Below are 22821 nucleotides of genomic sequence, written 5' to 3'. Positions count from 1 at the left end.
CGCCGCCTTAGCTCAGTCGGTAGAGCGCTTCACTCGTAATGAAAAGGTCGGGGGTTCGATTCCCCCAGGCGGCTCGGGAAAGAGGCGAGGACCAGTGGGTTCTCGTCTCTTTTTTTGTGTTTGGGGGACTTGTGTTCGGGGTGAGGGGAAGTCTGGTTGGGGGGTGGGTGGGTTTGGGAGTGTGGTGGGGTGAGTGAGAACGAGCTGGGCGCTGGGCGGGATGCGGACGAGTCGGAGGACTTGGGAGCGGCTGGGGAGGTGGAGGTTCCGGGGATTTCGCGGCGGAAGTTGTTCGCGGGGGCCGGGATTGCGGCGGCGGTGGTTGCCGGGGGCGGGGTGGGGGCCTGGTTGACCACGCGGCGGACGCCGGGGGTGGGGGCGGCGAATCGGGCGTTGAAGATCGGGTTCGGGGGCGGGATTTGTGAGGCGCCGTTGTTCGCGGCGTTGCATCAGGGGATTTTCGAGAAGCACGGGCTGAAGGTCGAGGTGGTGAAGACCGGGGCCGATGAGATCAAGGATGCGGTGGGGGCCGGGAAGCTGGATGCGGCGCCGGGGATCTTCTTCTCATGGTTGAAGCCGATCGAGCAGGGGATCGATGCCAAGTTGGCGGCGGGGCTGCACGAGGGGTGCTTGCGGATCATCGTGCCGCCGGACAGTGCGATTCGGTCGGTGGGGGAATTGCGGAACAAGACCATCGGGGTGGCGGCCATCGGCGATTCGTCGATGTCGTTCTTCTCGTTGGATCTGCTGGACGCGGGGATCAATCCGAGTCAGGACGTGGAGTGGCGGGTGTTCCCGGGCGATCAGCTGGGGGACGCACTGGCCCGGGGCGAGATCCAGGCCGTCGCGGGGAGCGATCCGAACGCGCTGCTGCCGCTGTTGAAGGGCAAGGCGCGGGAGCTGACCAATAATCAGCAGGGCGCGAATCGGGAGTTGTTCTGCTGCGCGACCGCGATCAATGGCCGGCTGCTGCGGGAGGATCCGGATACGGCGCGGGCGCTGGTCACCGCGTGGGCCGAGGGCAGCCGGTGGGTGGGCGCGAATCTGAGCCGGACCGCGGCGCTCGAGGTCGACAATAAATATGTGGCGGCGGATCTGACGGTGGTCGAGTCGACCTTGAAGACCTATGGCTACAACCCGTCCGCGGTGAAGTTCAAGCCGGAGATCACCCCGGGCATCGAGAAGTTCGCCAAGACCGGGTATCTGGATCGGAAGACGGATGCGCGGGTGCTCGCCGACAAGGTATACGCGGACCTGGGGCTGACGTGGTGACGACCGCTCCGGCGGAAACCCTTGCGGCGGAAGCGAAACCGGAGTCCACGACGCAAGGGAAGGCGGTCGCGTACGCGCCGACGCTCGGATTCGTGACGGCCTGGTCGCTGTGGGTCTTGACCACGGCGGTGACGCTGGTGGTGCCGGACCAGCTGACGGCGGCGGCCCCCACTGCCGCCGGAATACTGTCCGCGGCAATCACTTTCGGACTCACCGTCTGGGCCGTGTTCGCCTATCGCCATCGCGGCGCGACGCTGCGGCTGCGGCATTGGACGCCGTGGATCGGTGTGCTCGCCGCGTGGCTGCTGGTCTGGGAGTACAGCACCGCCAAGACCGGATGGCTGGAGCCGCCGCACTTCGCCTCGCCGCAGCAGATGCTGCTGGTGTTCTACGAGGACGGCGGGCTGCTGCTGTCCTGCACGTGGCATTCGCTGCTGTTGCTGGTCACCGGATTCACCATCGGCGCGGTGGGTGGGCTGGCCACCGGCATAGCCACCGGATGGGCGAAAAGTGTTGCGTACTGGACGAATCCGGTCATCATGACCATCGGTCCGGTGCCGCCCGCCACCATTCTGCCGCTGGTGTTCATCCTGTTCCCGAGCACATATCTGGGCAGCCTGTTCATGGTCGCGTTGGGCGTGTGGTTCCCGGTGTCGTTCCTGACCCGGGTGGGCGTGTCCGGGGTGGCGCGCGGATATTTCGATGTGGCGCAGACGCTGGGCGCGACGAATCGATTTCTGATCTGGCGGGTGGCGGTGCCGGGTGCGCTGCCGAACATTTTCACCGGCCTGTTCATGGGGTTGTGCGCGTCGCTGACCGCGCTGGCCGTGGCCGAGCTGCTCGGGGTGAAGAACGGGTTGGGCTGGTACATCCAGTGGACCAAGGGCTGGGCCGCCTACCCGCGCATGTACGCGGCGATCGTGATCATGATCGCGGTGTGCTGCACCGCGATCGCGGGCCTGCTCCGGTTGCGCAACCGCGCGCTGGCCTGGCAGAAGGATTTGGTGCGATGGTGAGCCGAGGCATCGCGGTGGACATCGACGGGGTGTCACACCAGTTCACGGTGGCGGGGGCGCGCAAGCGCACGGTCCTCGACCGGGTGTTGGGGCGGCCCGCGCCGACACCCACGCGGGCACAGGAATTGGGGCGGCTGCGGGTGCTCACCGATATCTCGCTGCGCATCGAGCCGGGCGAGTTCGTGGCGCTGCTCGGGCCGTCGGGGTGCGGGAAGTCGACGCTCTTGCGGCTGCTCGCGGGGCTGGAGCGACCGTCCCGGGGGACGCTGCGGGCGGACGGCCAACCCATTGTCGGCCCGGATCCGCATCGGGCCTTGATGTTTCAGGATCCGACGCTCTACCCGTGGCGGACCGTCGAGCAGAACGTCGCCCTCGGACCGCAGGCACGCGGAACGCTGGCGCAGGAGCGGGAGCGCATCGCCGAGGCACTGGAACTCGTTGGGCTACAGGGATTTCGGGACACCTTGCCGGCGCAGCTGTCCGGCGGCATGGCGCAGCGGGTGGCACTGGCCCGGGCGCTGGTGAACCGGCCCCGGCTGTTCCTGCTCGACGAACCGCTGGGCAAGCTCGACGCCCTGACCCGCGCGACCCTGCAGGGCGAGATCGCGCGGCTGTGGGAGCGCGATCGCTTCACCGCCGTACTCGTCACCCACGACGTGGACGAGGCGCTGCGGCTGGCCGACCGGGTCGTGGTGTTCACGCCACGTCCCGGAAAAGTGGTGCGGGACTTGGCCATCGAGCTGCCGCGCCCGCGCGACCACGATGATCCCGAATATCTCCGATTGCGCCGAGAGCTGTTCACCGCGCTCGGCGAGACAGGCAGGGCTGCCGCATGACCGGTGTTTCCACGCACGCCGCGGGCGTGTTCGACTCCGTCGCCGAGGCCATCGGGCATACGCCGCTGGTACGGCTCAACCGGGTCGTCGACGATATCCGTGCCACCGTGTACGTCAAGCTCGAATATCTGAATCCCGGTGGGAGCGTGAAGGATCGGGCCGCGCTCGGCATGCTGCTGGCCGCCGAGCGGGCGGGAGAGTTGCGGCCCGGCGGGACCGTGGTCGAGGCCAGTTCCGGCAATACCGGGCTCGGGCTGGCCGCATTGGCGGCGGCGCGCGGATACCGGACCATCGTGGTCGTCCCGGATCGGGTGAGCGCGGAGAAGAAGGCGCTGCTGCGCGCGCACGGCGCCGAGGTGCACGAGACGCCCGGATTGCGGCCGGTCGACCATCCCGAGCATCTGCGCTCGGTCGCGCTGCGGCTGACCGCGGAGATTCCCGGGGCCTGGTTCGCGGGGCAGTACGACAATCCCGCCAATCCGGCCGCGCACAAGGCGACCACCGGGCCCGAGATCTGGGACCAGACCGGCGGGCGCGTCACGCATTTCGTGGCGGGCATCGGGACCGGCGGGACCATTACCGGGAGCGGTGAATATTTGAAGGAAGCGTCGGGCGGGACCGTGCGGGTGATCGGGGCCGACCCGGTGACCTCGGTCTACGGCGGCGGCGACGGGCGGATCTGGTACGTGGAGGCGGTCGGGCACTTCCGGCATCCCGAGACCGCGGTCGATGAATGGCCGGAGTCGTATCACACGGAGGTGGTGGACCGGATCGAGCGGATACCCGATGTCGAGGCCATTCGGATCCTGCATCGGGTGGCACGCGAGGAGGGGCTGCTGCTGGGCGGTTCGTCGGGGACGGCCATCGCGGCGGCGCTGCGCACCGCGCGGGCGCTCGGGCCCGAGGACGTGGTGGTGGTTGTCGCGCCGGACTCGGGGCGGGCCTATCTGTCGAAGTACTACAACGATGAATGGTTGGGCAGCTTGGGGTTTCCGCTGACCACGGCCGCGGCCGGAGTGACGGTCGGCGCGGTGCTGGGCGAGGTCGAGCGGGACGCGAATCTGGTGGCGGTGGCCTCCGGGGCGACGGTGGGGCAGGCGCGAGCGCTGTTGGGTGAGCGTGCCGCGCTGCCCGTTGTCCTGCAGCGCCCGGCCTCCGGGCCGACCGTGGTGGCCGAGATTCTCGGTGCCGTGACGGCCGCCGACCTCGCCGACGCACCCGAAACGGACCCGGTGAGCGAGCATCTCGGAACTCCGCTGCCGTTCGTCGGCACCACCGAGCCGCTCGCTCGGGCGCTCACCCGGATCGGCGGACGACCGGGACCCGTCGTCCTCGCACACGAAGGGCGGGCCATCGCGGTCATCGACGCGACGCGGCTCACCGACTACACGGAACAGGAAGAAACACAGTGACATTCGCACGTTGGACCGCCGTCGCGGTGATCGCCGCGGAACTCGGGCTGGCGGGAGCCGGTACCGCCGCGGCCCACGTCGGGATCAGTGCGCCCGATGCCGAGCCCGGCGAATTCGCGGTGGTGACGGTGCGGGTGCCGACCGAATCGGCCACGGCCGGGACGGTGAAGCTGGAAATCACGCTGCCGCAGGATCATCCGCTCGCGGTCGTGCGCAATGAGGCGGTCGCGGGATGGGATGTGACGCAGAAACGGGGCACGCTGGCGACACCGGTCGACAATGGGCACGGCGGCAAGGTCAGCGACTACGTTTCGAGCGTCACTTTCACTGCGCGCGAAGGGGTTTCGATTCGACCCGGGGAATTCGGAGAGTTCAAACTCCAGGTCGGCCCGCTGCCGCACACGAGTGAACTGGCGTTTCCGGCCATTCAGACCTATAGCGACGGCTCGGTCGTTTCCTGGATCGAGCGATCTTCCGACGGAACCACTCCGGACAAGCCCGCGCCGGTGCTGAAACTGGCTGCTGCGCAAGATGGTACGCACGGGCAGCCTGCCGCCGCGCCGACCGAATCGGTGACGCACAAGGATTCGTCACGCCGCCTGGCCGAGGCCGCCCTGGTCGTCGCGCTCGGGGCTCTGGTCGTATCGGCCGCGCCGAAGCTGCGGCGCGTTCGCATCAAGAGATGACCGCGAGACGGTCGCCGCGTGGGACGCGGTGGTCGCTCGCCGCGCTGATTCTTCTGGGGTACGCGACCGTCGCGGTATTTCTCGGCGCGGCAACGGCTTCCGCACACGCGGTCCTCGTCGGCAGTGACCCGGCGTACGGGGCAATGGTCGATCACGCGCCGGATCGGGTGTCGATCACCTTCGACGAGCCGGTGACGGCCGCGCCGAACGCGGTCACCGTGACCGATCGCGACGGCGAGCGCGTGGATACCGGGAACGCGGAGACTTCGAACGGCGGGCGCACGATCGCACTGCGGTTGCGGTCCGGGACTCCCGAGGGGACCTACCTGCTTGGCTGGTCACTGCTGTCGGCCGACGGACACGTGGTGGCGGGCTCGATCGTCTTCGGCATCGGCGTCCCACCCGACCTGACGGTGACCGCCGCCCACCCCGACCCGCTCATCGCGATGCTCGACACCGTGGTCCGACTGCTGACCGCTGTGGGATATCTGGGAATCGTGCTGGCCGTAGGTATTCCGCTCGCCGCGCGGGTGATCTGGCCGGAGGCGTTGCGAACCCGCGCGATCACCCAACTGATCCGCGTCGGTGCGGCCGCGATGGCGATCGCGGCCTTCTTGACCTTCGCGGCCACCCCGGGGCGGCTTGCGGGTGCTGCCGGATGGGGCGACGCAAAAGTGTGGGTGCAGTCGTCGACCTCGCTCTTGGGTGCGTCGGCGCTGGTACGGGTCGTCGCCGCCATCGCGCTGGGGTGGGCGGCGACGGCAGGAGGAGTCGCCGTCCGCCAGGATGGCACCGTGCGTCACAGGGCGGGTGTGGGCGGTGTCGATGTGGGGCGGGAAGTGAGTCTCGAGCCGACCATTCCGCGACCTAGGGGTGCATTCGGCGTCGGCGGTGAGCTGTTGTCCGGCCTATCGATGGGAGCCACGGCCGTCAGACGCGATATGGCCGCGGTAGTCGCGGGCGCTGCGGTGGTGCTCGGCGTGGCGGTGTCCGGTCATGCCGTGACGGGTGAATACAGGTGGGCAGCCGTTATTTCGACTGTCCTGCATGTGCTCGCGATGGCGGTGTGGGTCGGCGGGGTGATTCTGGTCGGTCTGGCGTGGCGGACGGCGCGGCGGGCGGAGGTGGTGGCGCGATTTGGGCCGGTGGCGGGCGGGGCGGTGACCGTACTGGTGCTGAGCGGGCTGGTGCAGAGTTGGCGGGCGGTGAGTCCGGTTGCCGCGCTGTGGGATACGTCGTGGGGGCGGTTGCTGCTGGTCAAGCTGGCACTGGTGGTGTTGGCGGTGGGCGTGGCGCTGGTGGTGCGCGCAGCCGCGACGCGCGGTGTCGGGGGCTTCGTGGCGGCTCGGGCGCCCTCGGTGCGGCGAGGGATGATCGGGTGGAGGTCGGGGTGGCTGGTGCGGGCCGAGATTGGGGTGCAGGTCGCCGTGTTGGTGGTGACCGCGTTGCTGACGGGGGTTGCTCCGGCGCGCGATACCTATGATCCGGCGGTGACCTTGGAGGCGTCGGTCGGGCCGTTGCGGGCGCGGGTGAGTGTGGACGGGACGCATGCCGGGCGGCAGGAATTCACTGTGCGGCTGCGGGATTCGGCGGGGACGCCGGTCGGGGCGTTGGGGGTGGGTGGGCGATTGGAGCGCGTCGACGGGGGTGTCGGGCCGGTGGAGGTGGTTTTTCGGCGGGTGGAGCCGGTGGAGATCGGGCCGGATTACTTTGTGTCGCGGGCGGTTCCGGTGACGATGGCGGGGGAGTGGCGGTTGCGGCTGACCGTGGTGGCGGATCGGACCAATGGATACGCCGCCACGGTGCCGTATCGGGTGTGGTGAGGTCAGGAGACCAGGCCGCGACCGGTGGTCAGGGGGAGATCCATGGCGGTGAGGAGGCCGGGGCGGGCCGCGACGACGGCGGGGACGGCGCTGACCAGGCGGGCGGCGGTGCCGACAATGCCCGCCTCGGCGTGGTCGCCGTTGCTGTAGAGCTGGAGGTCGAGGATGTAGTCGGGCTCGCCCTGGACTTCGACTCGGTAGCAACCCTTTCCGGCGGGCTGCGGCCAGTCGGGGGCCAGGTCGGGGTGCAGGCGGGTGGTGTGTTCGAGGGTGAGGATCTCGCGGCCCTTGCTGACGCCGTGCACCTGGAAGCGCAATGCCGCGGCGGTGCCCTCGGCGATGGTGTGGCTGCCGACCTTCAGCTCCTCGGTCGCGGGCAGGCGCTCGAAATGCTGTGTGACGGAGTCGAGTTCGATGTCCAGGGCGGCGGCGAGCTGGCGGATGACACTACCCCAGGCGAGGGTCAGCACACCCGGCTGCAGCAGCAGCGGCAGCTCGTCCAGGGCGCTGCCGAAGCCCATGATGTCGAACAGCACCTTCGGGTTGTCGTAGGTGGAGTAGTCCATCACCTCCGAGCAGATGATCTTGTCGATGCGCTCGGAGCCGCTGGTCAGCAGCAGGGGCAGCCAGTCATTGGCCCAACCGGGGTCGATGCCGTTGACCCACAGGGAGGCGCCGCCCGCCTCGGCCGCCTCGACAATGGGGGCGATGGCCTCGTCGGGGAGGGTGCCGTAGGGGAACTGCAGGAAGACGGGGCTGCTGGAAATGACGTTGATGCCCGCGCGGAGGAAGGTCTTCAGGTCCTCCACCGCCTCCATCAGGCGGTCGTCGGCCATGGCGGTGTGCACGATGCAGTCGGGCCGCAGCGCCAGCAGCGCCTCGGCGTCCTGGGTTGCGGTGACACCGATTTCGCGGTCGAGGCCGGCCAGCTCACCGGCGTCCCTGCCGGCCTTCTCGGCGCTGGAGACCCAGACGCCGACCAGGTCGAGTTCGGGGCGGGCGATAATGGAGCGCAGCGTGCGACGGCCGACATTGCCCGTGCTCCACTGGACTACGCGATAGGTCATGGGAAAGCTCCTGTGGTGCGGACGATTACAGGTCGGGAATCGGAAGGTCCAGGTTGGGTGCGGCAATGCCGCCGTCGACCTCGAGCACCTTGCCGGTGACGTAGCCGCCCGCTCGGGAGCTCAGGTAGACGATGGCGGCGGCGATCTCCCACGGCTCGCCCAGGCGGTGCAGCGGGGTGGCGTCCTCCATCTGCTTCTTGATCTCCGGTTGCTGCGCAACGACTTCCAGCGCCGAGGTGAGCACGGAGCCGACGGCGATGGCGTTCACGCGAATGCGCGGGGACAGATCGGCGGCGGCCAGCCGGGTCCAATGCGCGAGGGCGGCCTTGGCGGTGCCGTAGGCCAGGAAGCCGCGGCCGGGGGAGCGGCCCATCATCGAGGAGATATTGACGACCGAACCGCCGTCGTTCTTCAACATGTGCGGCACCGCGGCCTGGGTGAGGGCGTGCGCGGTGGAGACATTGAAACGGAATGCCTCTTCGAGGAATTCGGACGTGGTGGTCAGGAACGTATTGGGCATGGTGCCGCCGACATTGTTGACCACGATGTCGAGGCGGCCCAGTTCGGCCGCGGTGTCGGCGAGGGCGGCGACGGCGGAGAGGTCCGACAGATCCGCCGGGACGGTGACGGCGGTGCGGCCCAGGGCGCGGATCTTGCCCGCCACCTCGTCGAGCTGGGCGGCGGTGCGGGCCGAAATGACCACGTCCGCACCGGCTTCGGCGAGGGCCAGGGCGGTGGCGGCGCCGATGCCGCGGCCCGCGCCGGTCACGACGGCCACACGGCCGTCCAGTCGGAAGGTGTCCAGGATCATCGCGAAATCAGTCCTTCTCGGGTGACGACAGTCACAAGCAGCTTTAAGTATCAGTTCTTAATCGTCAAGGAGAAGTTCTTTATCCGCTGGTGAACGGCTATGGTGCACACTGTGTCGAGGACGGAGGGCGAGCGGTGGCGATAACCGAGAAAAATCAGCAGCCGCAGGCGCGCGAGCGCATCATCGTGGCGGCGGAACGGCTCATCGCCGAGCGCGGGCAGGCGGTGCCGCTGCGCGATATCGCCGCGGCCGCGGGGCAACGGAACAACTCGGCCATCCAGTACCACTTCGGATCCCGGGACGGGCTCATTCTCGCGGTGGTGGAACATCGGCTCGCCACGCTGGAGGTGCGGCGGCTGGAACTGCTCGCCGAGCAATCCGCGGCCGGGGCGACGGGTGTACACGACCTGCTGGAGGCGCTCGTCATCCCCATGCTCGAGCTGAGCGATCAGCAGGGAATCAACCACTACGGCCGGTTTCTCGAGCAGATACACACCCACCCCGCCGTCAATGACGCGGCCAATCTGGAATCGGCGCGGCGCACCTCGGTCCGGGTCATCATGCGGCAGCTCGAGCGGGAGCTGACCGCGCTGCCGAAAAGGTTGCGGCTGCGGCGGTTACGAGCCTTGCCGACCATTCTGTTCGCGCTGCTGGCCGATCACGAGCGGGCCGTGGAGGCCGGGCGGGTGACGGCGGGCGATGTCGCGGCCTGGGGTGAGATCGTCGACATGCTCGCGGGCGTGCTGACCGCGCCGGTCGTGGAGCGCGCTCCGATTCGCTGACGCGGAAAAGGGAACGGCCCGTACCGGATCGAACCGGGACGGGCCTTCGAATGGCGGCATGGCGGTATGGCGGTGGATTACCGCTGCTGCTGGGGATAATTCGGCGTTGCGGGCTGTGGATACCCCTGCTGCTGTGGATACCCCTGCTGTGGATATCCGCCCGGCTGAGCCGGGTAGCCCTGCGGCGCCGACGGATTCGGCGGCTGCGCACCGTAGCCCGGCTGATTCGGCACGGGGTAGCGGGGCTGGGATTGCGGGGCCGGGTAGGTCGGTTGTGGCGCGGGAGCGTAGCCGGGAGCGGGATAGTCCTGGGAGGGAACGGTATTCGCGGCGGGCGGGTAGGCAGGCGGTGCCGAGTAACCCGGGGCGGCCACACCGCTCGGCGGCGGCAGGTAGCGCTGGTCGGGCGCGCCGGTCGGCGGCGGCGGAAAGCCCTGCGGGGCCGGGTAGCCCTGGACGGGGGTATTGGCGTCGTACGGGCTCGGGGCCGGGGTGTATACCGGCGCGGCGGTGGTCGCGGTCTCGTTCTTCTTCTTGAAGGCGAAGTACGCGCCCACGCCGATGAGCAGGACCACCGCCAGGCCGATGAGACCGAACAGATGGCCGATGACACGAATGCCGACCTTGATGAAAATGATCAAAAGGATGGCGCCGACCGCGGCGAGCGCGCCGCGAATCTTGCTGCCACCCGAGTTCTGTGACATGAGTGGAATTCCCCCGAGCTCGAAAACGATTGTCGGGGCAGCATACCCAAGCGCGCTTGGTTCCCGGGGGTGCGAAGTCCGGGAGTGATCTGGCAGGTCGGCGGTGGCGCGGCTACCGTTGGTGGTCGTGGATACCACGGCAGCAGCAATCGAATCGCCCGCGCGCCCGCGGTGGCTCGGCGTCGGGCTACCGCTGCTGGCCGGTGGGGCCGTGGCCGGTGGGCTGGCGCTGCTGCACTTCCGGGATCCGCACGTGTCCGGCACCTACGGATACTGCCCGTTCTACGAGCTCACCGGGTACTGGTGTCCCGGCTGCGGTGGGCTGCGGGGGCTGCACAACCTCACCGATGGCCGGATTCTCGACGCCATTCACAGCAATGTGCTGCTGCTGCCATTGACGCTGGGCTTCATCGCCTGGTGGGGCACCTGGCTGGTGCGCGGCTGGCGCGGTCATCCGACACCGCCGCGACTACCTCAGATCCTGCCCAAATACGCGCTGTGGCTCGCGCTCGCCTTCCTCGTTGTTTTCACCGTCGTGCGGAACACGCCGTGGGGGAGTTGGATTGCGCCTGTTTAACCGGGGCATGCTCTGCGTATGAGCGACTCACTGCGGGACCGCGTGCGCGAGAAGATGGTGCGGCAACTCGAGGAGGACGGGCCGCCCGATCCCGAGCAGGGCGACACCCGGCAGGTCTCGGTGCAGGACGATCTCGACCTGCTGGACGCGGTGGCGGATGACGATCCGGTGATCGAGGAGCTCGCGGCCCGATACCTCGTGCCGTAGTCCGGAATCCGCGGTCAGAAGCCGCAGGGCGCCGCGCCGGTCGACGCATCGCCGAACGGGCGGGTCTCCGGGACCGGGTTCCAATGTCCCTCGGTGCGCGCGTAATTCCAGGTCGGGCCGTTCTCGACGAGCGTGGCAATGGCATCGATGAGGCGGTCCACATCGGCGGCGGTGGTGCCGAGGCCGATGCTGGCGCGCAGGGCGGCGTCCACGCCGAGGCGGGACAACAGCGGATGGGCGCAGAAGCGGCCGTCACGCACGCCGATGCCGTGCTCGGCCGAGAGGTAGGCGGCCACCTGGCCGGGCTCGAAGCCGTCGATGGTGAAGGCGACAATGCCGACGGCGTCGGTGCTGTCGCGCCAGACGCGCAGGAAGTTCACGCCCGGAACGGTTTTCAGGCCGTAGCGCAGGCGGTGGGTGAGGTACTGCTCGTGCTCGACGACCGTGGTCTCGTCCAGGTCGGCGAGGGCGTCGCAGGCGGCGGCCAATGCGGCCACACCCAGGACGTTCGGGGAACCGGCCTCGTGCCGCTGCGGGGCGGGGGCCCATTCGACGCCGTCGGTGGTGACCGAGCGCACCGCACCGCCGCCCGCCAGGTAGGGCTCGGCCGCGTCGAGCCAGTCGCGGCGGCCGACCAGCACGCCCGCGCCGAAGGGGGCGTAGGCCTTGTGGCCGGAGAAGGCCAGGTAGTCGATGCCCGTGGTCCGCAGATCGATGCGGCGGTGCGGGGCCAACTGCGCGGCGTCCACCAGAATGCGGGTGCCGCACTGGTGCGCGATCCAGGCCAGCCGCTCCAGCGGGAGCAGTTCACCGGTCACATTGGACGCGCCCGTAACCGCCAGCAGCGCGGCCGGTTTCGAACAGAGCTCGGCGACCAGGCGCTGAATGGTCTCTTCGATGGTGTCGGCGACCGGCACCACCCGGCGGCCGTGCCGGGTCCAGGGCAGGAAGTTGGCGTGGTGTTCCACATCCAGCACCACGGTGTCGCCGGGCACGCAGGAGGCCAGCAGGTTCAGCGAGTCGGTGGTGTTGCGGGTGAAGACCACGACCTGGTCGTCGGCCGCGTTCAGGAAGCGGGCGACCGAACCGCGCGCCGATTCGTAGCAGTCGGTGGAGACCCGGGAGGCGTACCCCGCACCCCGGTGCACGCTGGCGTAGAACGGCAGCAGCTCGGCGACGCGGTCGGTGACCTGCCGCAGCGCAGGGGCGCTGGCGGCGTAGTCGAAGTTGGCGTAGGTGGTGGTCCCGCCCTGGACCAGCGGGACCTGGAGGTCGGCGCCGGACACGGCGGCGAGCGGGGCACAGGTCTGGTCGGCGAATGCGGTCATCACGAAATCCCATCGGCTTCATGGACACGCGATCGGAAAAAAAGTATCGATCGAGAGTCCGCGCTTGCCGTACCCGGTCGGGCTACGGCCCGGTCGTCACCCGGAGCACCCCACCGCGGAGGAGGGTTGCCGACCAGCTAGCCGGGGCTTAGCGCTGGTACTCATGACCTGATTGCAGAGATTGGCAGACGATTCGCGGCCTTGTCAACCCCGCCCGTCGGGCCCGTCGGACTCAGACCTTGGTCGCGGTGACGCAGCGTTCGAGGTCGGGCACGCCTTCCGCGCCCCGGCCGAGCGGTGCGAGAAACCGTTCGACGTACTCCCGCCCGCCCACCTGTTCCAGCTCCCGCCACCCGTACTCGGCGAGCAGTTCCGCAACATCCCCGGGCAGCAATCCGAATCGCCAAATACCCTTTCCCGCAACGAATCTCCGATACGCGCCGTCGCATCCCTCGAGATTCGTGCCGTCGAGAAAATCCTGTCGGACGTAGCTGAAGACCAGCCGGCTCCCCGCGGGCGCGGCGGCGAGGGTCGCCAACGTCGCGCGCACCGCCTTCTCGGTCAGGTACTGGGTAACCCCCTCCCAGAGGAAAAGCGTTGTCCTCTCGCCCCGGTAACCACGCTCGGCGAGAGTCGTCGCGAGATCCTGTGTCTCGAAATCGATCGCCACCTGAACAACGTTGTCCGGCAGCGCTATTCGCCGCCGCTTCAACTCGATGTTCACCGGCAGATCCACCTCGAAGACCGGAACCCCGGCCGCCGCCACCAGCCGGGTGGCCCGAGTGTCGAGCCCCGCCCCGAGCACCACCACCGCCCCGACTCCCGCCCGAACGGCCGCATCGGTCTGCTCATCGAAATACCGCTTCCGGCAGGCCAGGCTGTCCCACAACCCGGGCCCCTCCCGCGCCATGACCTTGCGCAACCAGCCCCGGGTGGTTCGGTTGCGTACCAGCGGTCGCAGTCCGAGCGGCAGCATGCGGATCGCCAGGTCGTCGGTCAGCAACCGGTTCCCGGAGCGCTCGGCGCTCTCCGCGGCGGCGATGAGCATCGGGATCAGTGGGGTATCGGCGGCTCGAGTGGCCATGGGACCACTGTTGCAGGCGGTCGGTGGAGCGTCGACCGGATCGATGCGGTGTGACGAAGGGCACGTCCGGATGGGAAAAATCGTCCGAAAGTTGGAGGGGGTGGGGCGGGAAGTTCGAATCGCGAAGGGGTTGCTGGGGCGTATGGTCGAAGTGAAGTTAGGGTAGCCAAAGTGGGGTGCCCCCGGAGTTGATCGCGAGGAGCTCGACCATGTTGGATACCGGCACCCCGTTCTCGACGCTCATTCGCACCGCGACCGAGCAGCAGCACAACGAGGCGGAGCATTCCACGTTCATGCGTGACCTGCTGACCGGGCAGCTCGGGGTCGAGGCGTTCTATCGGTACACCTCGCAGTTGTGGTTCGTGTACGCCGCGCTCGAAAAGCGTTCCGAGGCTTTGGCTTCCGATCCGGTCGCGGGTCCGTTCGTCAAGCCGGAGCTGGCGCGGCTGGCCTCGCTCGAGGCCGATCTGGCCCACCTCGGCGGCGCGAACTGGCGCGACGAGCTGTCCGCGCTGCCCGCCACCGCCGCCTACGCCGCGCGCGTCGAGGAGTGCGCGAGCGAGTGGCCCGCCGGATACGTCGTGCACCACTACACCCGCTACCTGGGCGATCTCTCGGGTGGACAGGTCATTCGCGGCACCGCCGAGAAGCTGTGGAATCTGCCCAAGAAGGGCGATGGGGTGCGCTTCTACGTCTTCGAGGAGATCGGCAATCCGGCCGCGTTCAAGCGCGAGTACCGGGAAAGCCTGGACCGGCTTCCGCTCGAGGGGTCGGAAGTCGATCGCGTGCTCGACGAGGCACGGCTGGCGTTCACGATGAACACCGACGTGTTCCGTGAACTGGGTGCGGAATTCAGCGCGCGGAACTGAAACCGACCCCGTGCCGCTGACCTGTCCGTCGGGGGCGGGTCAGCGGTACTGCCCCTGCGTGGGTTCGGTATTGCCCTTGCGTGGGTTCGCGGTGATGGGTTGCCATGGACGGTATGAGTTTTCCGCTGCTGTTGAGCTTCGTGGGGTTGTGCGTGCTGTTGGCGCTCACGCCTGGCCCGGACACCTTTCTGGTGCTGCGGTTTTCGATGAACGGGTCGCGGCCCGGGGTCGCGGCGGCGGTGGGGTCGGCGTTCGGCGGGATCGTATGGGCGACCGTGGTCGCGGCGGGGGTGGCGGCGCTGCTGGAGCAATCGGCCACGGCGTATCGCACGCTCAAGGTGATCGGCGGAATCTACCTGGTGTACTTGGGGATTCGGGCGCTGCTCGAGCATCGGCGCGGACGGGAGCAGGAGGCCGAGCCGGTGGACGTCGCGGTGGCCGAAGGGAAGCCGATCTCGATTCGTTCCGCGTTCGCCGCGGGATTGCTGTCGTGCATCTTCAATCCGAAGGTGGGCCTGTTCTACCTTGCGGTGCTGCCGCAGTTCCTCACCCACGTGACCTTCGTGAACACGCTCACGCTCGGCGCGATCGAATCCACCGTCGCCGCAATCGAAATGATCGTGCTGGCGGTCGCGGCCGCGCGGGCGGTGTCGCTGCTGAAGCGGCCGAAGATCCGGGCCCGGCTGGAACAGGCCAGCGCCGCGATTCTGGCCGCGCTGGGCATCGGCACCGCGGCCTCCGCCGCATAGGCCGCCAGCCGCGGCGGCCCAGCTCAGTCGGCGATCTCGGCGCGGTGGTACGCGCCGTTGTAATACACGAGCGGGCCGACAGCGGGGGAGCTCTCGGTATTGTCGTGCACCTGGGTGACCAGGCCGATGACGAGCGTGTGATCACCGATCGGAATCAGTTGGTGGACCGTGGCGCGCACCCAGATCGGGGTGCCGTGCAGCACCGGTTCACCGGTCCCCAGACTGGTCCACAGCGACCGGTCGGTGAAGCGCTCCTCGGCGGACCGACTGAACCGCTGCGCCAGATGCTTCTGATGCTCCCCCAGGAAATGCACCACCAACGATTCGGCCCGCAGCATCGCCTCGATGCTCGACGAGGTCTCGGCGATATTGAACGAGATGAGCGGCGGCTGCGCCGAGAGCGAGGCGAACGAGGTCGCGGTGAAACCCACCGGACCGTCCGTGGAGTTCAGGGTGACGATGGTGACGCCCGCCGGATAGTGCCGCATGGCGGCGCGATACTGCTGCGCGGTTATCCCGCTCAGGTCGTCGGGCACGTCTAGCTCGGTGCCGGGCGTCGGTGAATCACTCACGTCACGAACCTACGTGCTGGGCCGCCCGGTTATTCCACCGTGTAAGAAATCGCTCAGTCCACGTCGATGGCCAGCCCGGCGGTGATCCGCACCAACTCTCCGAAGGTCGTGCGGAACAGCGTGTTCGGATGACCGCCCGCCGCCCACAGCTCCTGATGCTGGGACAGCGCGTTGTCGATGTAGGTGGGCAGATTGGTCGGATGCCCGAGCGGCGCGACGCCCCCGATGGGCTGCCCGGTCACCTCGCGCACCATAGCCGCGGGTGCGCGGGTGAGGGTGCCCTCGAGTCGCTCGCCGGTGCGGTCCAGGTTGACCTGGTGCGCGCCGGAGACCAACAGCAGCACGGGATCGTCGTCGAGCAGGAAGACCAGCGATTTGGTGATGGCCCCGACGGTCACGCCGAGGGCATCGGCCGCTTCCTGCGCGGTATGGGTGGGCGTGGGTTGGGTGATGATCACCCCGTGATGTCCGCGCGCGATCAAGGTGTCGGAGACCCTCGAGGCGACGGGTGGCAGCGACCGGCGCATGGCAACCAGGGTAGAGCGATTGCGGTGGATGTGCGGGGGATCAGTATTCGGGATAGCCCTCCTCCGGGCCCAGCAGCTCCAGCAGCCGGGCGCGGACGAGGGCATTCACCCCCTCGACGGTGTGCTCCGAAACCCGCTCGCGCGCACAGGAATCGAAGACCCGTTCCAGATCCACCGCGGACAGCGCGTGCAGTTCCGCGGCGGCGGCCGTGAGCAGCGCGGCATGACCCGGGTACGGGCGGCCGTCGGCGATCTTCTGCGCCCAGGTGACATTGCAGCAGCAGGCGTAGAGGGCGTGGATCGCGCGCAGGCGAGACAGGGAATTGAACCGGTCCAGGCCGATTCCGTGATGCATCGACACCGTGACCTCACAAACGGGAGGAGCAGAATGTGCGGACCGGATAATCGTGGCGCGCGGGCGGGGCGGAAAACACTGGGACGCAGCAGAATTAGCACAGCGTTTACACCGGTCTGCCGCACCGTCCGCCCCCCCGATACGCTGGACCGATGACCGAATGGAAGGCTTTCGACGTCGAAAGCAAGGACCACATCGCCCGCGTGACGCTCACCGGTCCCGGCAAGGGCAATGCCATGGGCCCCGACTTCTGGCGCGAGCTGCCGCTCATCTTCGGCGAACTCGACGCGGACCCGGAGGTGCGCGCCATCGTGCTCACCGGATCGGGCAAGCATTTCTCCTACGGCCTGGATCTGCCCGCCATGAGCCCGCTGTTCGGGCCGCTGCTGGCCGACAAGGCCCTGGCCGCCCCGCGCACCGACTTCCTCAAGCACGTGCGGAGCATGCAGGACTCGGTCACCGCGGTGGCGGACTGCACCAAGCCGGTCATCGCGGCCATCTCCGGCTGGTGCATCGGCGGCGGCCTGGACCTGATCGCGGCCGCGGACATTCGACTATCCAGCGCCGACGCCAAGTTCAGCCTGCGCGAGGCCAAGGTCGCGATTGTCGCGGACATCGGCTCGCTGCACCGCTTGCCGGGGATCATCGGCGAGGGCCACGTGCGCGAACTCGCCTACACCGGCAAGGACATCGACGCCGCGCGGGCCGAGCGGATCGGACTGGTCAACGAGGTCTTCGAGGACCAGGACGCCGTCCTCGAGGCCGCAAACGCCATGGCCCGGGAGATCGCGGCCAATCCGCCGCTGGTCGTGCAGGGCATCAAGGATGTGCTGGATCAGCCCAAGCGCGGCAAGATCGCCGACGGGTTGCGCTACGTTTCCACCTGGAATGCGGCCTTCCTGCCCTCGGAGGATCTCACCGAGGCGATCACGGCGGTCTTCCAGAAGCGCCCGCCGGAATTCAAGGGGAAATAACAACTCTCGTACCTCTCAGGGGCTTCGCCCCTGAAACCCCCCACCCTCTCAGGGGCTTCGCCCCTGAAAACTCCCCACTCGGGTCCCGTCCCGAAAAAGGATTACGTACCTCCGGTTCCCGGCCTATCGTTGGCGGGGAGCTGGAGGTTTGACCATGGCTACATCCGACGTGGGGGAATCGACCGAGACCGGTGGCTTCAGTCATCGCGAAGTACTGGTGATACTCAGCGGACTGCTGCTGGGCATCCTGCTCGCGGCGCTCGATCAGACCATCGTGTCGACGGCCATTCGCACCATTGCCGATGACCTGAACGGCTATTCGCTGCAGGCCTGGGCCACCACGGCGTATCTGATCACCGCGACGCTGGCCACGCCGCTGTACGGCAAGCTCTCGGACATGTACGGGCGCAAGCCCTTCTATCTGGCCGCCATCTCGATCTTCCTGGCCGGATCGCTGCTGTGCACGTTCTCGCAGTCGATGTACGAGCTGGCCGCGTTCCGGGCGATCCAGGGGCTCGGCGCGGGCGGGCTGATGTCGCTGGCGCTGACCATCGTCGGCGATATCGTGAGCCCCCGCGAAAGGTCCAGGTACCAAGGCTATTTCCTGGCCGTGTTCGGCACCTCCAGTGTGATCGGGCCGGTGCTGGGCGGGCTGTTCGCGGGACAGCACAGCATTCTGGGCATCGCGGGCTGGCGGTGGGTGTTCCTGGTGAACGTGCCCATCGGGTTGTTCACGCTGGCCGTGGTGACGCGGGTGCTGCACCTGCCGCCGGTGGAGAAATCCCGTGACCGCGTGGACTATTGGGGCGCGATCATCCTGGCGCTCGGCATCACCCCGCTGCTGATCGTGGCCGAACAGGGCCGCCAATGGGGTTGGGACAGTGTGCGATCGGTGTCCTGCTTCGTCATCGCCGCGGTCGGGGTGGCCGGATTCGTGGTCGTGGAGGCCGCGCTGGGCGACGCGGCGCTGATCCCGCTGCGCATCTTCAAGAATCGGACCTTCGCCCTCGGCGTGGTCATCTCGTTCGTGGTCGGCGCGGGCATGTTCGGCGGAATCCTGCTGCTGCCCCAGTATTTGCAGGCGGACCGGGGCGCGAGCCCGATGCTGGGCGGCCTGCAGATGATTCCCATGGTGCTGGGGATGATGATCGGTTCGGTGGTGTCGGGGCAATTGATCTCGCGCACCGGGCATTACCGGATCTACACGCTGCTGGGCTCGGCCATGATCACGATCGGGCTGTTCCTGCTGCACTACCTGAAGGCCGATACGGCGTTCTGGATCGTGGTGCTGTTCATGCTCTGCGTGGGCTTCGGGCTCGGCAATCTCATGCAGCCGCTCATCGTGGCGCTGCAGAACGCGTTGCCGCCCAAGGACATGGGTGTGTCCACGGCCGCGGCCACCTTCTTCCGGCAGATCGGCGGCACGCTGGGCGCGGCGGTGTTCCTGTCGATCCTGTTCGATCGGCTCGGGCCCAATATTCGCGCGCAGCTGCTCGAGGCGGGTAAGCAGCCGGAATTCCAGCAGGCCGTGCTCAAGGGAGCGCACGATGGGAATCCCGCGGATATGGCCCTGTCCCAAGGCTTTTTGAACCACGACACCTCGGCCGCGCAGGGCGTGTTGAACGACAGTTCGGTGATCCAGAAGTTGAATCCGGTTCTCGCGCACCCGTTCAAGGTCGGGTTCGCCGAATCGCTGTCGACGGTCTTCCTGACCACGTCCGCGGTCACCCTGCTGGCGTTCGTGCTGGTGCTTTTCTGGCGGGAGGTCCCGCTGCGGACGACCGCCGGGTTGACCACCGCGGAATAGCGAAAGGGCCGACGCGGAATCCGCGTCGGCCCCAACGGCACTCGAGGTAATCGGAGCTCAGTGCGAGCCCTGCTCCTTCAAGCGCGCGTACGCCTCGTCGACCAGCTTCTCGGCCTTCTCACGGCCCTCCCAGCCCTCGACCTTGACCCACTTGCCGGGCTCGAGATCCTTGTAGCGCTCGAAGAAGTGCGCGATCTCCTTGCGCTGGAACTCCGGGATGTCCTCGACGTCCTGGATGTGATCCCAGCGCTTGTCCTTGTTGGGGACCGCGACCAGCTTCTCGTCGGTACCGGCCTCATCGCTCATGATGAGCACGCCCACCGGACGGGCCTCGACCAGCACACCCGGGAACACCGGCTCGGGCAGCAGCACCATGCAGTCCAGCGGGTCGCCGTCGCCGCCGAGGGTGTTCTCGATGTAGCCGTAGTCGGCCGGGTACATCATCGGGGTGTAGAGGTAGCGGTCCAGCCGCACCCGCCCGGTCTCGTGATCGACCTCGTACTTGTTGCGCTGACCCCGGGGGATCTCGATGGTGACGTCGAACTCCACGTCATCTCCTTCTTCGGTGGGCGGTATGGCTGCCGACTCGCCAGCTCGTTCGGGGGAACGACTGCGCAACGAGGATAGTGTGGACCGCGAGTGTGTGGGTTCGGCAGGGACGTCCCGGGGCCCCGAGCAGTACAGCCATAGCCCCACCACAGGTATCAGGGAGACAGCGGCAGGTGTTTGGTCGGAGCAAGCAGAACATCGGTGGTCTGGAGGCCAAGCGTCGGCGCAGAACCTGGATCCTGGTGTCGTTGGTGCTGGTCATGGCGTTGGCCGCAGCCGGATCGGTGGCCCTGATCCTGAAGCCGTGGACCGAGGAATTCCAGCACGGGGGCTTGACGATCGCCGCCCCGCCGCCACCGGTGAAGCCGATTCCGCAGGTCGCGCCCGCGCCGGTGACCGCGCCCGCGGCCACCACCGCCGGGCTGGCCGCCGCGCTCGCCCCGGTGGTCGGCAGCTCGGATCTGGGCAGCTTCGCGGCCTCGGTGTCCGACGGCGACACCGGCAAGGTGCTGTGGACCCAGGACGCCGACAAGGGCATGATCCCGTCCTCCACCGCCAAGATCCTGACCACCGCGGCCGCGCTGCTGACCCTGCCCGACGACCACCGGGTCACCACCAAGGTGGTGACCGGCTCGACCCCCGGTGAGATCGTGCTGGTCGGCGGCGGCGACCCGACCATCACCGCGCAGCCGGACGGCAAGGGCTACTACCCGGACGCGCCGAAGCTGCAGGACCTGGTCGCGCAGATCAAGGCCTCGGGGCAGCGGGTGGATTCGATCGCGGTGGACACCTCCGCCTATACCGGTCCGAATTTCGCGCCCGGCTGGGAGAACTCCGATATCGCGGGCGGGTCCATCGCGCCCATGGATCCGGTCATGATCGACGGCGGACGACTCGACCCGCTGGTCGAATATTCGCCCCGCACCGCCACTCCCGCGCTGGACGCGGGCAAGAAGCTGGCCACCGAACTCGGCGTCGATCCCGCGAAGGTGAAGGTGGGCAACGCACCCGCGGGCGCGACCCAGCTGGCCGCCGTGCAGTCCGCGCCGCTGCGCGAACGCATGCTGCAGGCCATGGTGCACTCGGACAATGTGCTGGCCGAGGCCATCGGCCGCGAGGTGGCGGTGGCGATCGGGCAGGAGGCCTCCTTCACCGGTGCGGTGACCGCCATGACGACCGTGCTGCAGGCCGCCGGATTCGATCTGAACGGCCTGAAAATGTCGGACAACAGCGGACTTTCGACCGAGGACCACATTCCGCCGCGCCTGCTCAACCGGGTGCTGACCGTCGCCGCCCTGCCCGCCGGGGCCGTCGCGCAGGACAATTCGGCCGCCGACCCGGCCTCGGACAAGGACCGCTCCGCCGGGTCGCCGCTGGCCCCGCTGCTGGACTATCTGCCGGTCGCGGGCGGCACCGGCTCGCTGGCGAACCGCTATGTCGACCGGGATCGCGAAGGGGCGGGTTGGATCCGGGCCAAAACAGGAACTCTGTCCGTATCGAGTGCGTTGGTCGGATATGTGCTGGACCGCGACGGACGGGTCCTGACGTTCGCCCTCATGTCGAACGATCGCCCGCCGGAAGTGAGCCGACCCGCGCTGGACGCCGTCGCCAACGCACTGCGCAACTGTGGCTGCTCCTGACGGGTGGATGAACATGACCGGATCCGAGAACCCTTCGGCCCCCGCTGAATTCGAAGGCCATGAGCCGGCCGAGCGGACGCGCACCAGAACACGTACCAATCTGACCGGCGTGGTGGATTGGAATGTGGCCGCCCGCACCGGCTCCGCACTGGTCCCCGCCGGGCCGCGGACCTCGCGCTACTCCGCCGAGCAGGCCGTGGCCGAACTCGCCTCGGCCTCCGTGCGGGCCGAGGGCCCGGTGCGCGAGGTCAGTGGGCTGGACGACGGATCGGTGGTGCCGGACGCGCTGATCGTGGATCGGCCCGGCTGGATCCGGGCCGCCGCCGACTCCATGTCGCAGCTCACCGGCAGTGGCGTGGAGCCCGGGGGCGCGGGCAAATTCGTTGGCAAACCGGCTGGTTTGCAGGCCGGGGCCATGCTGGCGTTCCTGTCCACCGCCATTCTCGGCCAGTACGACCCCTTCACCGGACCCGACGGCACCCTGCTGCTGGTAGCCCCCAACATCATGGCGGTGGAGCGCGCCCTCGCCGTGCCGCCCAGCGACTTCCGGCTCTGGGTGTGCCTGCACGAGGTCACCCACCGCGTCCAATTCTCTTCCGCCCCTTGGATCGCCGACTACATGCGCGGCAATGTCGAGGTGCTCGGTGAAGCCGGGGACGAACCGCTCGCCGATATGCTGGCCCGCCTGGCCGAGGCCGTGCAGGCGCGTCGCCGCGGCGCGGAGGATCCGGCCGCGAGCGGGGTCATCGGCCTGCTGCGCGCCACCCAGGCCGCACCCCAGCGCGAGGCGCTGGACCGGCTGCTCATGCTCGGCACCCTGCTGGAAGGCCACGCCGACCACGTCATGGACGCCGTCGGCCCGGCCGTGGTGCCCTCGGTCGCCCGCATCCGCGCCGCCTTCGACCAGCGCCGCAAGCGCCCCACCAACCCCATCCAGCGCCTCCTACGCGCCCTGCTCGGCATGGACGCCAAGGTGGCGCAGTACGTGCGCGGCAAGGCCTTCGTCGACGCGGTGGTGGACACCGTCGGCATGGAACGCTTCAACGTCATCTGGACCGAGCCCGAAACCCTGCCCCGCACAGACGAAATCGGCGAACCGCAGCGCTGGGTGAGCCGCGTCCTGGGCTGACGGCCGGTTCATCCGGGTGGGACCGATTGCGCCTGCGTGCGATCG

At 68.4% G+C, this 22821-nt stretch carries 24 protein-coding genes, 1 tRNA gene and 1 riboswitch; of the genes, 16 read left to right on the top strand and 9 right to left on the bottom strand.

Annotated features, from left to right (window positions below):
* Position 1 precedes the first annotated feature (1 nt).
* The 7 genes from VMT65_RS21045 to VMT65_RS21015 all read left to right on the top strand — a co-directional run bounded on the left by VMT65_RS21045 (position 2) and on the right by VMT65_RS21015 (position 7045).
* A tRNA-Thr gene (locus tag VMT65_RS21045) sits at positions 2–74 on the top strand.
* A gap of 115 nt (positions 75–189) precedes the next feature.
* Positions 190–1272 carry an ABC transporter substrate-binding protein gene (locus tag VMT65_RS21040; protein ID WP_326310016.1) on the top strand — a complete coding sequence of 361 codons (1083 nt, stop codon included), beginning with the start codon at positions 190–192 and terminating at the stop codon, positions 1270–1272.
* Positions 1269–2288, top strand: a complete 1020-nt coding sequence (locus VMT65_RS21035; protein WP_326310015.1) for an ABC transporter permease — start codon at positions 1269–1271, stop codon at positions 2286–2288. Before VMT65_RS21040 ends, VMT65_RS21035 begins: the two co-directional genes overlap by 4 nt.
* Positions 2282–3124, top strand: coding sequence for an ABC transporter ATP-binding protein (locus tag VMT65_RS21030; RefSeq protein WP_326310014.1), 843 nt, complete (start codon positions 2282–2284; stop codon positions 3122–3124). The genes VMT65_RS21035 and VMT65_RS21030 overlap by 7 nt, the downstream gene beginning before the upstream one ends.
* A complete protein-coding gene (locus VMT65_RS21025; RefSeq protein WP_326310013.1) occupies positions 3121–4536 on the top strand; it encodes a pyridoxal-phosphate dependent enzyme in 1416 nt (471 codons plus the stop codon). Before VMT65_RS21030 ends, VMT65_RS21025 begins: the two co-directional genes overlap by 4 nt.
* Positions 4533–5222, top strand: coding sequence for a YcnI family protein (locus tag VMT65_RS21020; RefSeq protein WP_326310012.1), 690 nt, complete (start codon positions 4533–4535; stop codon positions 5220–5222). Before VMT65_RS21025 ends, VMT65_RS21020 begins: the two co-directional genes overlap by 4 nt.
* Positions 5219–7045 (top strand): copper resistance CopC/CopD family protein, encoded by a 1827-nt coding sequence (locus VMT65_RS21015; RefSeq protein WP_326310011.1) that lies wholly within the window; start codon positions 5219–5221, stop codon positions 7043–7045. The genes VMT65_RS21020 and VMT65_RS21015 overlap by 4 nt, the downstream gene beginning before the upstream one ends.
* Before the next feature lie 2 nt (positions 7046–7047).
* Here VMT65_RS21015 and VMT65_RS21010 read toward each other — a convergent pair whose 3' ends face one another.
* Positions 7048–8112 carry an NAD(P)H-dependent amine dehydrogenase family protein gene (locus VMT65_RS21010; RefSeq protein ID WP_326310010.1) on the bottom strand — a complete coding sequence of 355 codons (1065 nt, stop codon included), beginning with the start codon at positions 8110–8112 and terminating at the stop codon, positions 7048–7050.
* 25 nt (positions 8113–8137) lie between these two features.
* Positions 8138–8923 (bottom strand): SDR family oxidoreductase, encoded by a 786-nt coding sequence (locus tag VMT65_RS21005; RefSeq protein ID WP_326310009.1) that lies wholly within the window; start codon positions 8921–8923, stop codon positions 8138–8140.
* Between the two features lie 134 nt (positions 8924–9057).
* Between VMT65_RS21005 and VMT65_RS21000 the strand changes: the two genes are divergently transcribed.
* Positions 9058–9705 carry a TetR family transcriptional regulator gene (locus VMT65_RS21000; RefSeq protein ID WP_326310008.1) on the top strand — a complete coding sequence of 216 codons (648 nt, stop codon included), beginning with the start codon at positions 9058–9060 and terminating at the stop codon, positions 9703–9705.
* A 77-nt stretch (positions 9706–9782) separates the two neighbouring features.
* Here the strand turns inward: VMT65_RS21000 and VMT65_RS20995 are convergent, their stop codons facing one another.
* Positions 9783–10409, bottom strand: coding sequence for a hypothetical protein (locus tag VMT65_RS20995; RefSeq protein ID WP_326310007.1), 627 nt, complete (start codon positions 10407–10409; stop codon positions 9783–9785).
* A 127-nt stretch (positions 10410–10536) separates the two neighbouring features.
* Between VMT65_RS20995 and VMT65_RS20990 the strand changes: the two genes are divergently transcribed.
* Complete coding sequence (locus tag VMT65_RS20990) at positions 10537–10986, top strand: DUF2752 domain-containing protein (RefSeq protein WP_326310006.1); 450 nt, start codon at positions 10537–10539, stop codon at positions 10984–10986.
* 18 nt (positions 10987–11004) lie between these two features.
* Positions 11005–11193: a hypothetical protein gene (locus tag VMT65_RS20985; RefSeq protein ID WP_326310005.1), complete on the top strand. Its 189-nt coding sequence runs from the start codon at positions 11005–11007 to the stop codon at positions 11191–11193.
* 14 nt (positions 11194–11207) lie between these two features.
* On the opposite strand, the gene VMT65_RS20980 is transcribed toward VMT65_RS20985, so the two are convergent.
* Both VMT65_RS20980 and VMT65_RS20975 read right to left on the bottom strand, forming a co-directional pair.
* The gene (locus VMT65_RS20980) at positions 11208–12521 is read right to left on the bottom strand and encodes an aminotransferase class V-fold PLP-dependent enzyme (protein ID WP_326310004.1); all 1314 of its coding nucleotides are present in this window, start codon (positions 12519–12521) and stop codon (positions 11208–11210) included.
* 55 nt (positions 12522–12576) lie between these two features.
* A riboswitch (SAM riboswitch) is annotated at positions 12577–12690 on the bottom strand.
* 63 nt (positions 12691–12753) lie between these two features.
* On the bottom strand, positions 12754–13605 hold the full coding sequence (locus VMT65_RS20975; RefSeq protein ID WP_326310003.1) for a class I SAM-dependent methyltransferase: 852 nt from the start codon (positions 13603–13605) through the stop codon (positions 12754–12756).
* 209 nt (positions 13606–13814) lie between these two features.
* Here VMT65_RS20975 and VMT65_RS20970 point away from each other — a divergent pair, with 209 nt between their 5' ends.
* Both VMT65_RS20970 and VMT65_RS20965 read left to right on the top strand, forming a co-directional pair.
* Complete coding sequence (locus VMT65_RS20970; protein WP_326310002.1) at positions 13815–14474, top strand: biliverdin-producing heme oxygenase; 660 nt, start codon at positions 13815–13817, stop codon at positions 14472–14474.
* Between the two features lie 113 nt (positions 14475–14587).
* The gene (locus tag VMT65_RS20965; protein WP_326310001.1) at positions 14588–15223 is read left to right on the top strand and encodes a LysE family translocator; all 636 of its coding nucleotides are present in this window, start codon (positions 14588–14590) and stop codon (positions 15221–15223) included.
* Positions 15224–15246: 23 nt separating this feature from the next.
* Here the strand turns inward: VMT65_RS20965 and VMT65_RS20960 are convergent, their stop codons facing one another.
* Genes VMT65_RS20960 through VMT65_RS20950 form a run of 3 tightly spaced genes read right to left on the bottom strand, consistent with a single transcriptional unit; the run spans position 15247 to position 16677 of the window.
* A complete protein-coding gene (locus VMT65_RS20960; protein ID WP_326310000.1) occupies positions 15247–15795 on the bottom strand; it encodes a flavin reductase family protein in 549 nt (182 codons plus the stop codon).
* Between the two features lie 53 nt (positions 15796–15848).
* Positions 15849–16322 carry a YbaK/EbsC family protein gene (locus tag VMT65_RS20955; RefSeq protein ID WP_326309999.1) on the bottom strand — a complete coding sequence of 158 codons (474 nt, stop codon included), beginning with the start codon at positions 16320–16322 and terminating at the stop codon, positions 15849–15851.
* Positions 16323–16362: 40 nt separating this feature from the next.
* Complete coding sequence (locus VMT65_RS20950; protein ID WP_326309998.1) at positions 16363–16677, bottom strand: 2-oxo-4-hydroxy-4-carboxy-5-ureidoimidazoline decarboxylase; 315 nt, start codon at positions 16675–16677, stop codon at positions 16363–16365.
* Between the two features lie 152 nt (positions 16678–16829).
* Between VMT65_RS20950 and VMT65_RS20945 the strand changes: the two genes are divergently transcribed.
* Both VMT65_RS20945 and VMT65_RS20940 read left to right on the top strand, forming a co-directional pair.
* Positions 16830–17651 (top strand): crotonase/enoyl-CoA hydratase family protein, encoded by an 822-nt coding sequence (locus VMT65_RS20945; protein WP_326309997.1) that lies wholly within the window; start codon positions 16830–16832, stop codon positions 17649–17651.
* 154 nt (positions 17652–17805) lie between these two features.
* Positions 17806–19458, top strand: a complete 1653-nt coding sequence (locus VMT65_RS20940; RefSeq protein ID WP_326309996.1) for an MDR family MFS transporter — start codon at positions 17806–17808, stop codon at positions 19456–19458.
* A gap of 57 nt (positions 19459–19515) precedes the next feature.
* On the opposite strand, the gene ppa is transcribed toward VMT65_RS20940, so the two are convergent.
* The gene (gene ppa, locus VMT65_RS20935; protein ID WP_326309995.1) at positions 19516–20007 is read right to left on the bottom strand and encodes an inorganic diphosphatase; all 492 of its coding nucleotides are present in this window, start codon (positions 20005–20007) and stop codon (positions 19516–19518) included.
* A gap of 173 nt (positions 20008–20180) precedes the next feature.
* Between ppa and dacB the strand changes: the two genes are divergently transcribed.
* Together dacB and VMT65_RS20925 are read left to right on the top strand one after the other, a co-directional pair.
* On the top strand, positions 20181–21647 hold the full coding sequence (gene dacB, locus VMT65_RS20930) for a D-alanyl-D-alanine carboxypeptidase/D-alanyl-D-alanine endopeptidase (RefSeq protein ID WP_326309994.1): 1467 nt from the start codon (positions 20181–20183) through the stop codon (positions 21645–21647).
* Between the two features lie 7 nt (positions 21648–21654).
* Entirely contained in the window at positions 21655–22776 is a 1122-nt protein-coding gene (locus tag VMT65_RS20925) for a zinc-dependent metalloprotease (RefSeq protein WP_326310324.1), read from the top strand.
* Positions 22777–22821 lie beyond the last annotated feature (45 nt).

The sequence above is a fragment of the Nocardia sp. CDC153 genome (genome assembly GCF_035818515.1).
Classification (GTDB): Bacteria; Actinomycetota; Actinomycetes; order Mycobacteriales; family Mycobacteriaceae; genus Nocardia.
The sequence above is the reverse complement of the archived record's forward strand: the minus strand, read 5'-3'. Positions and strand labels throughout refer to the sequence as shown.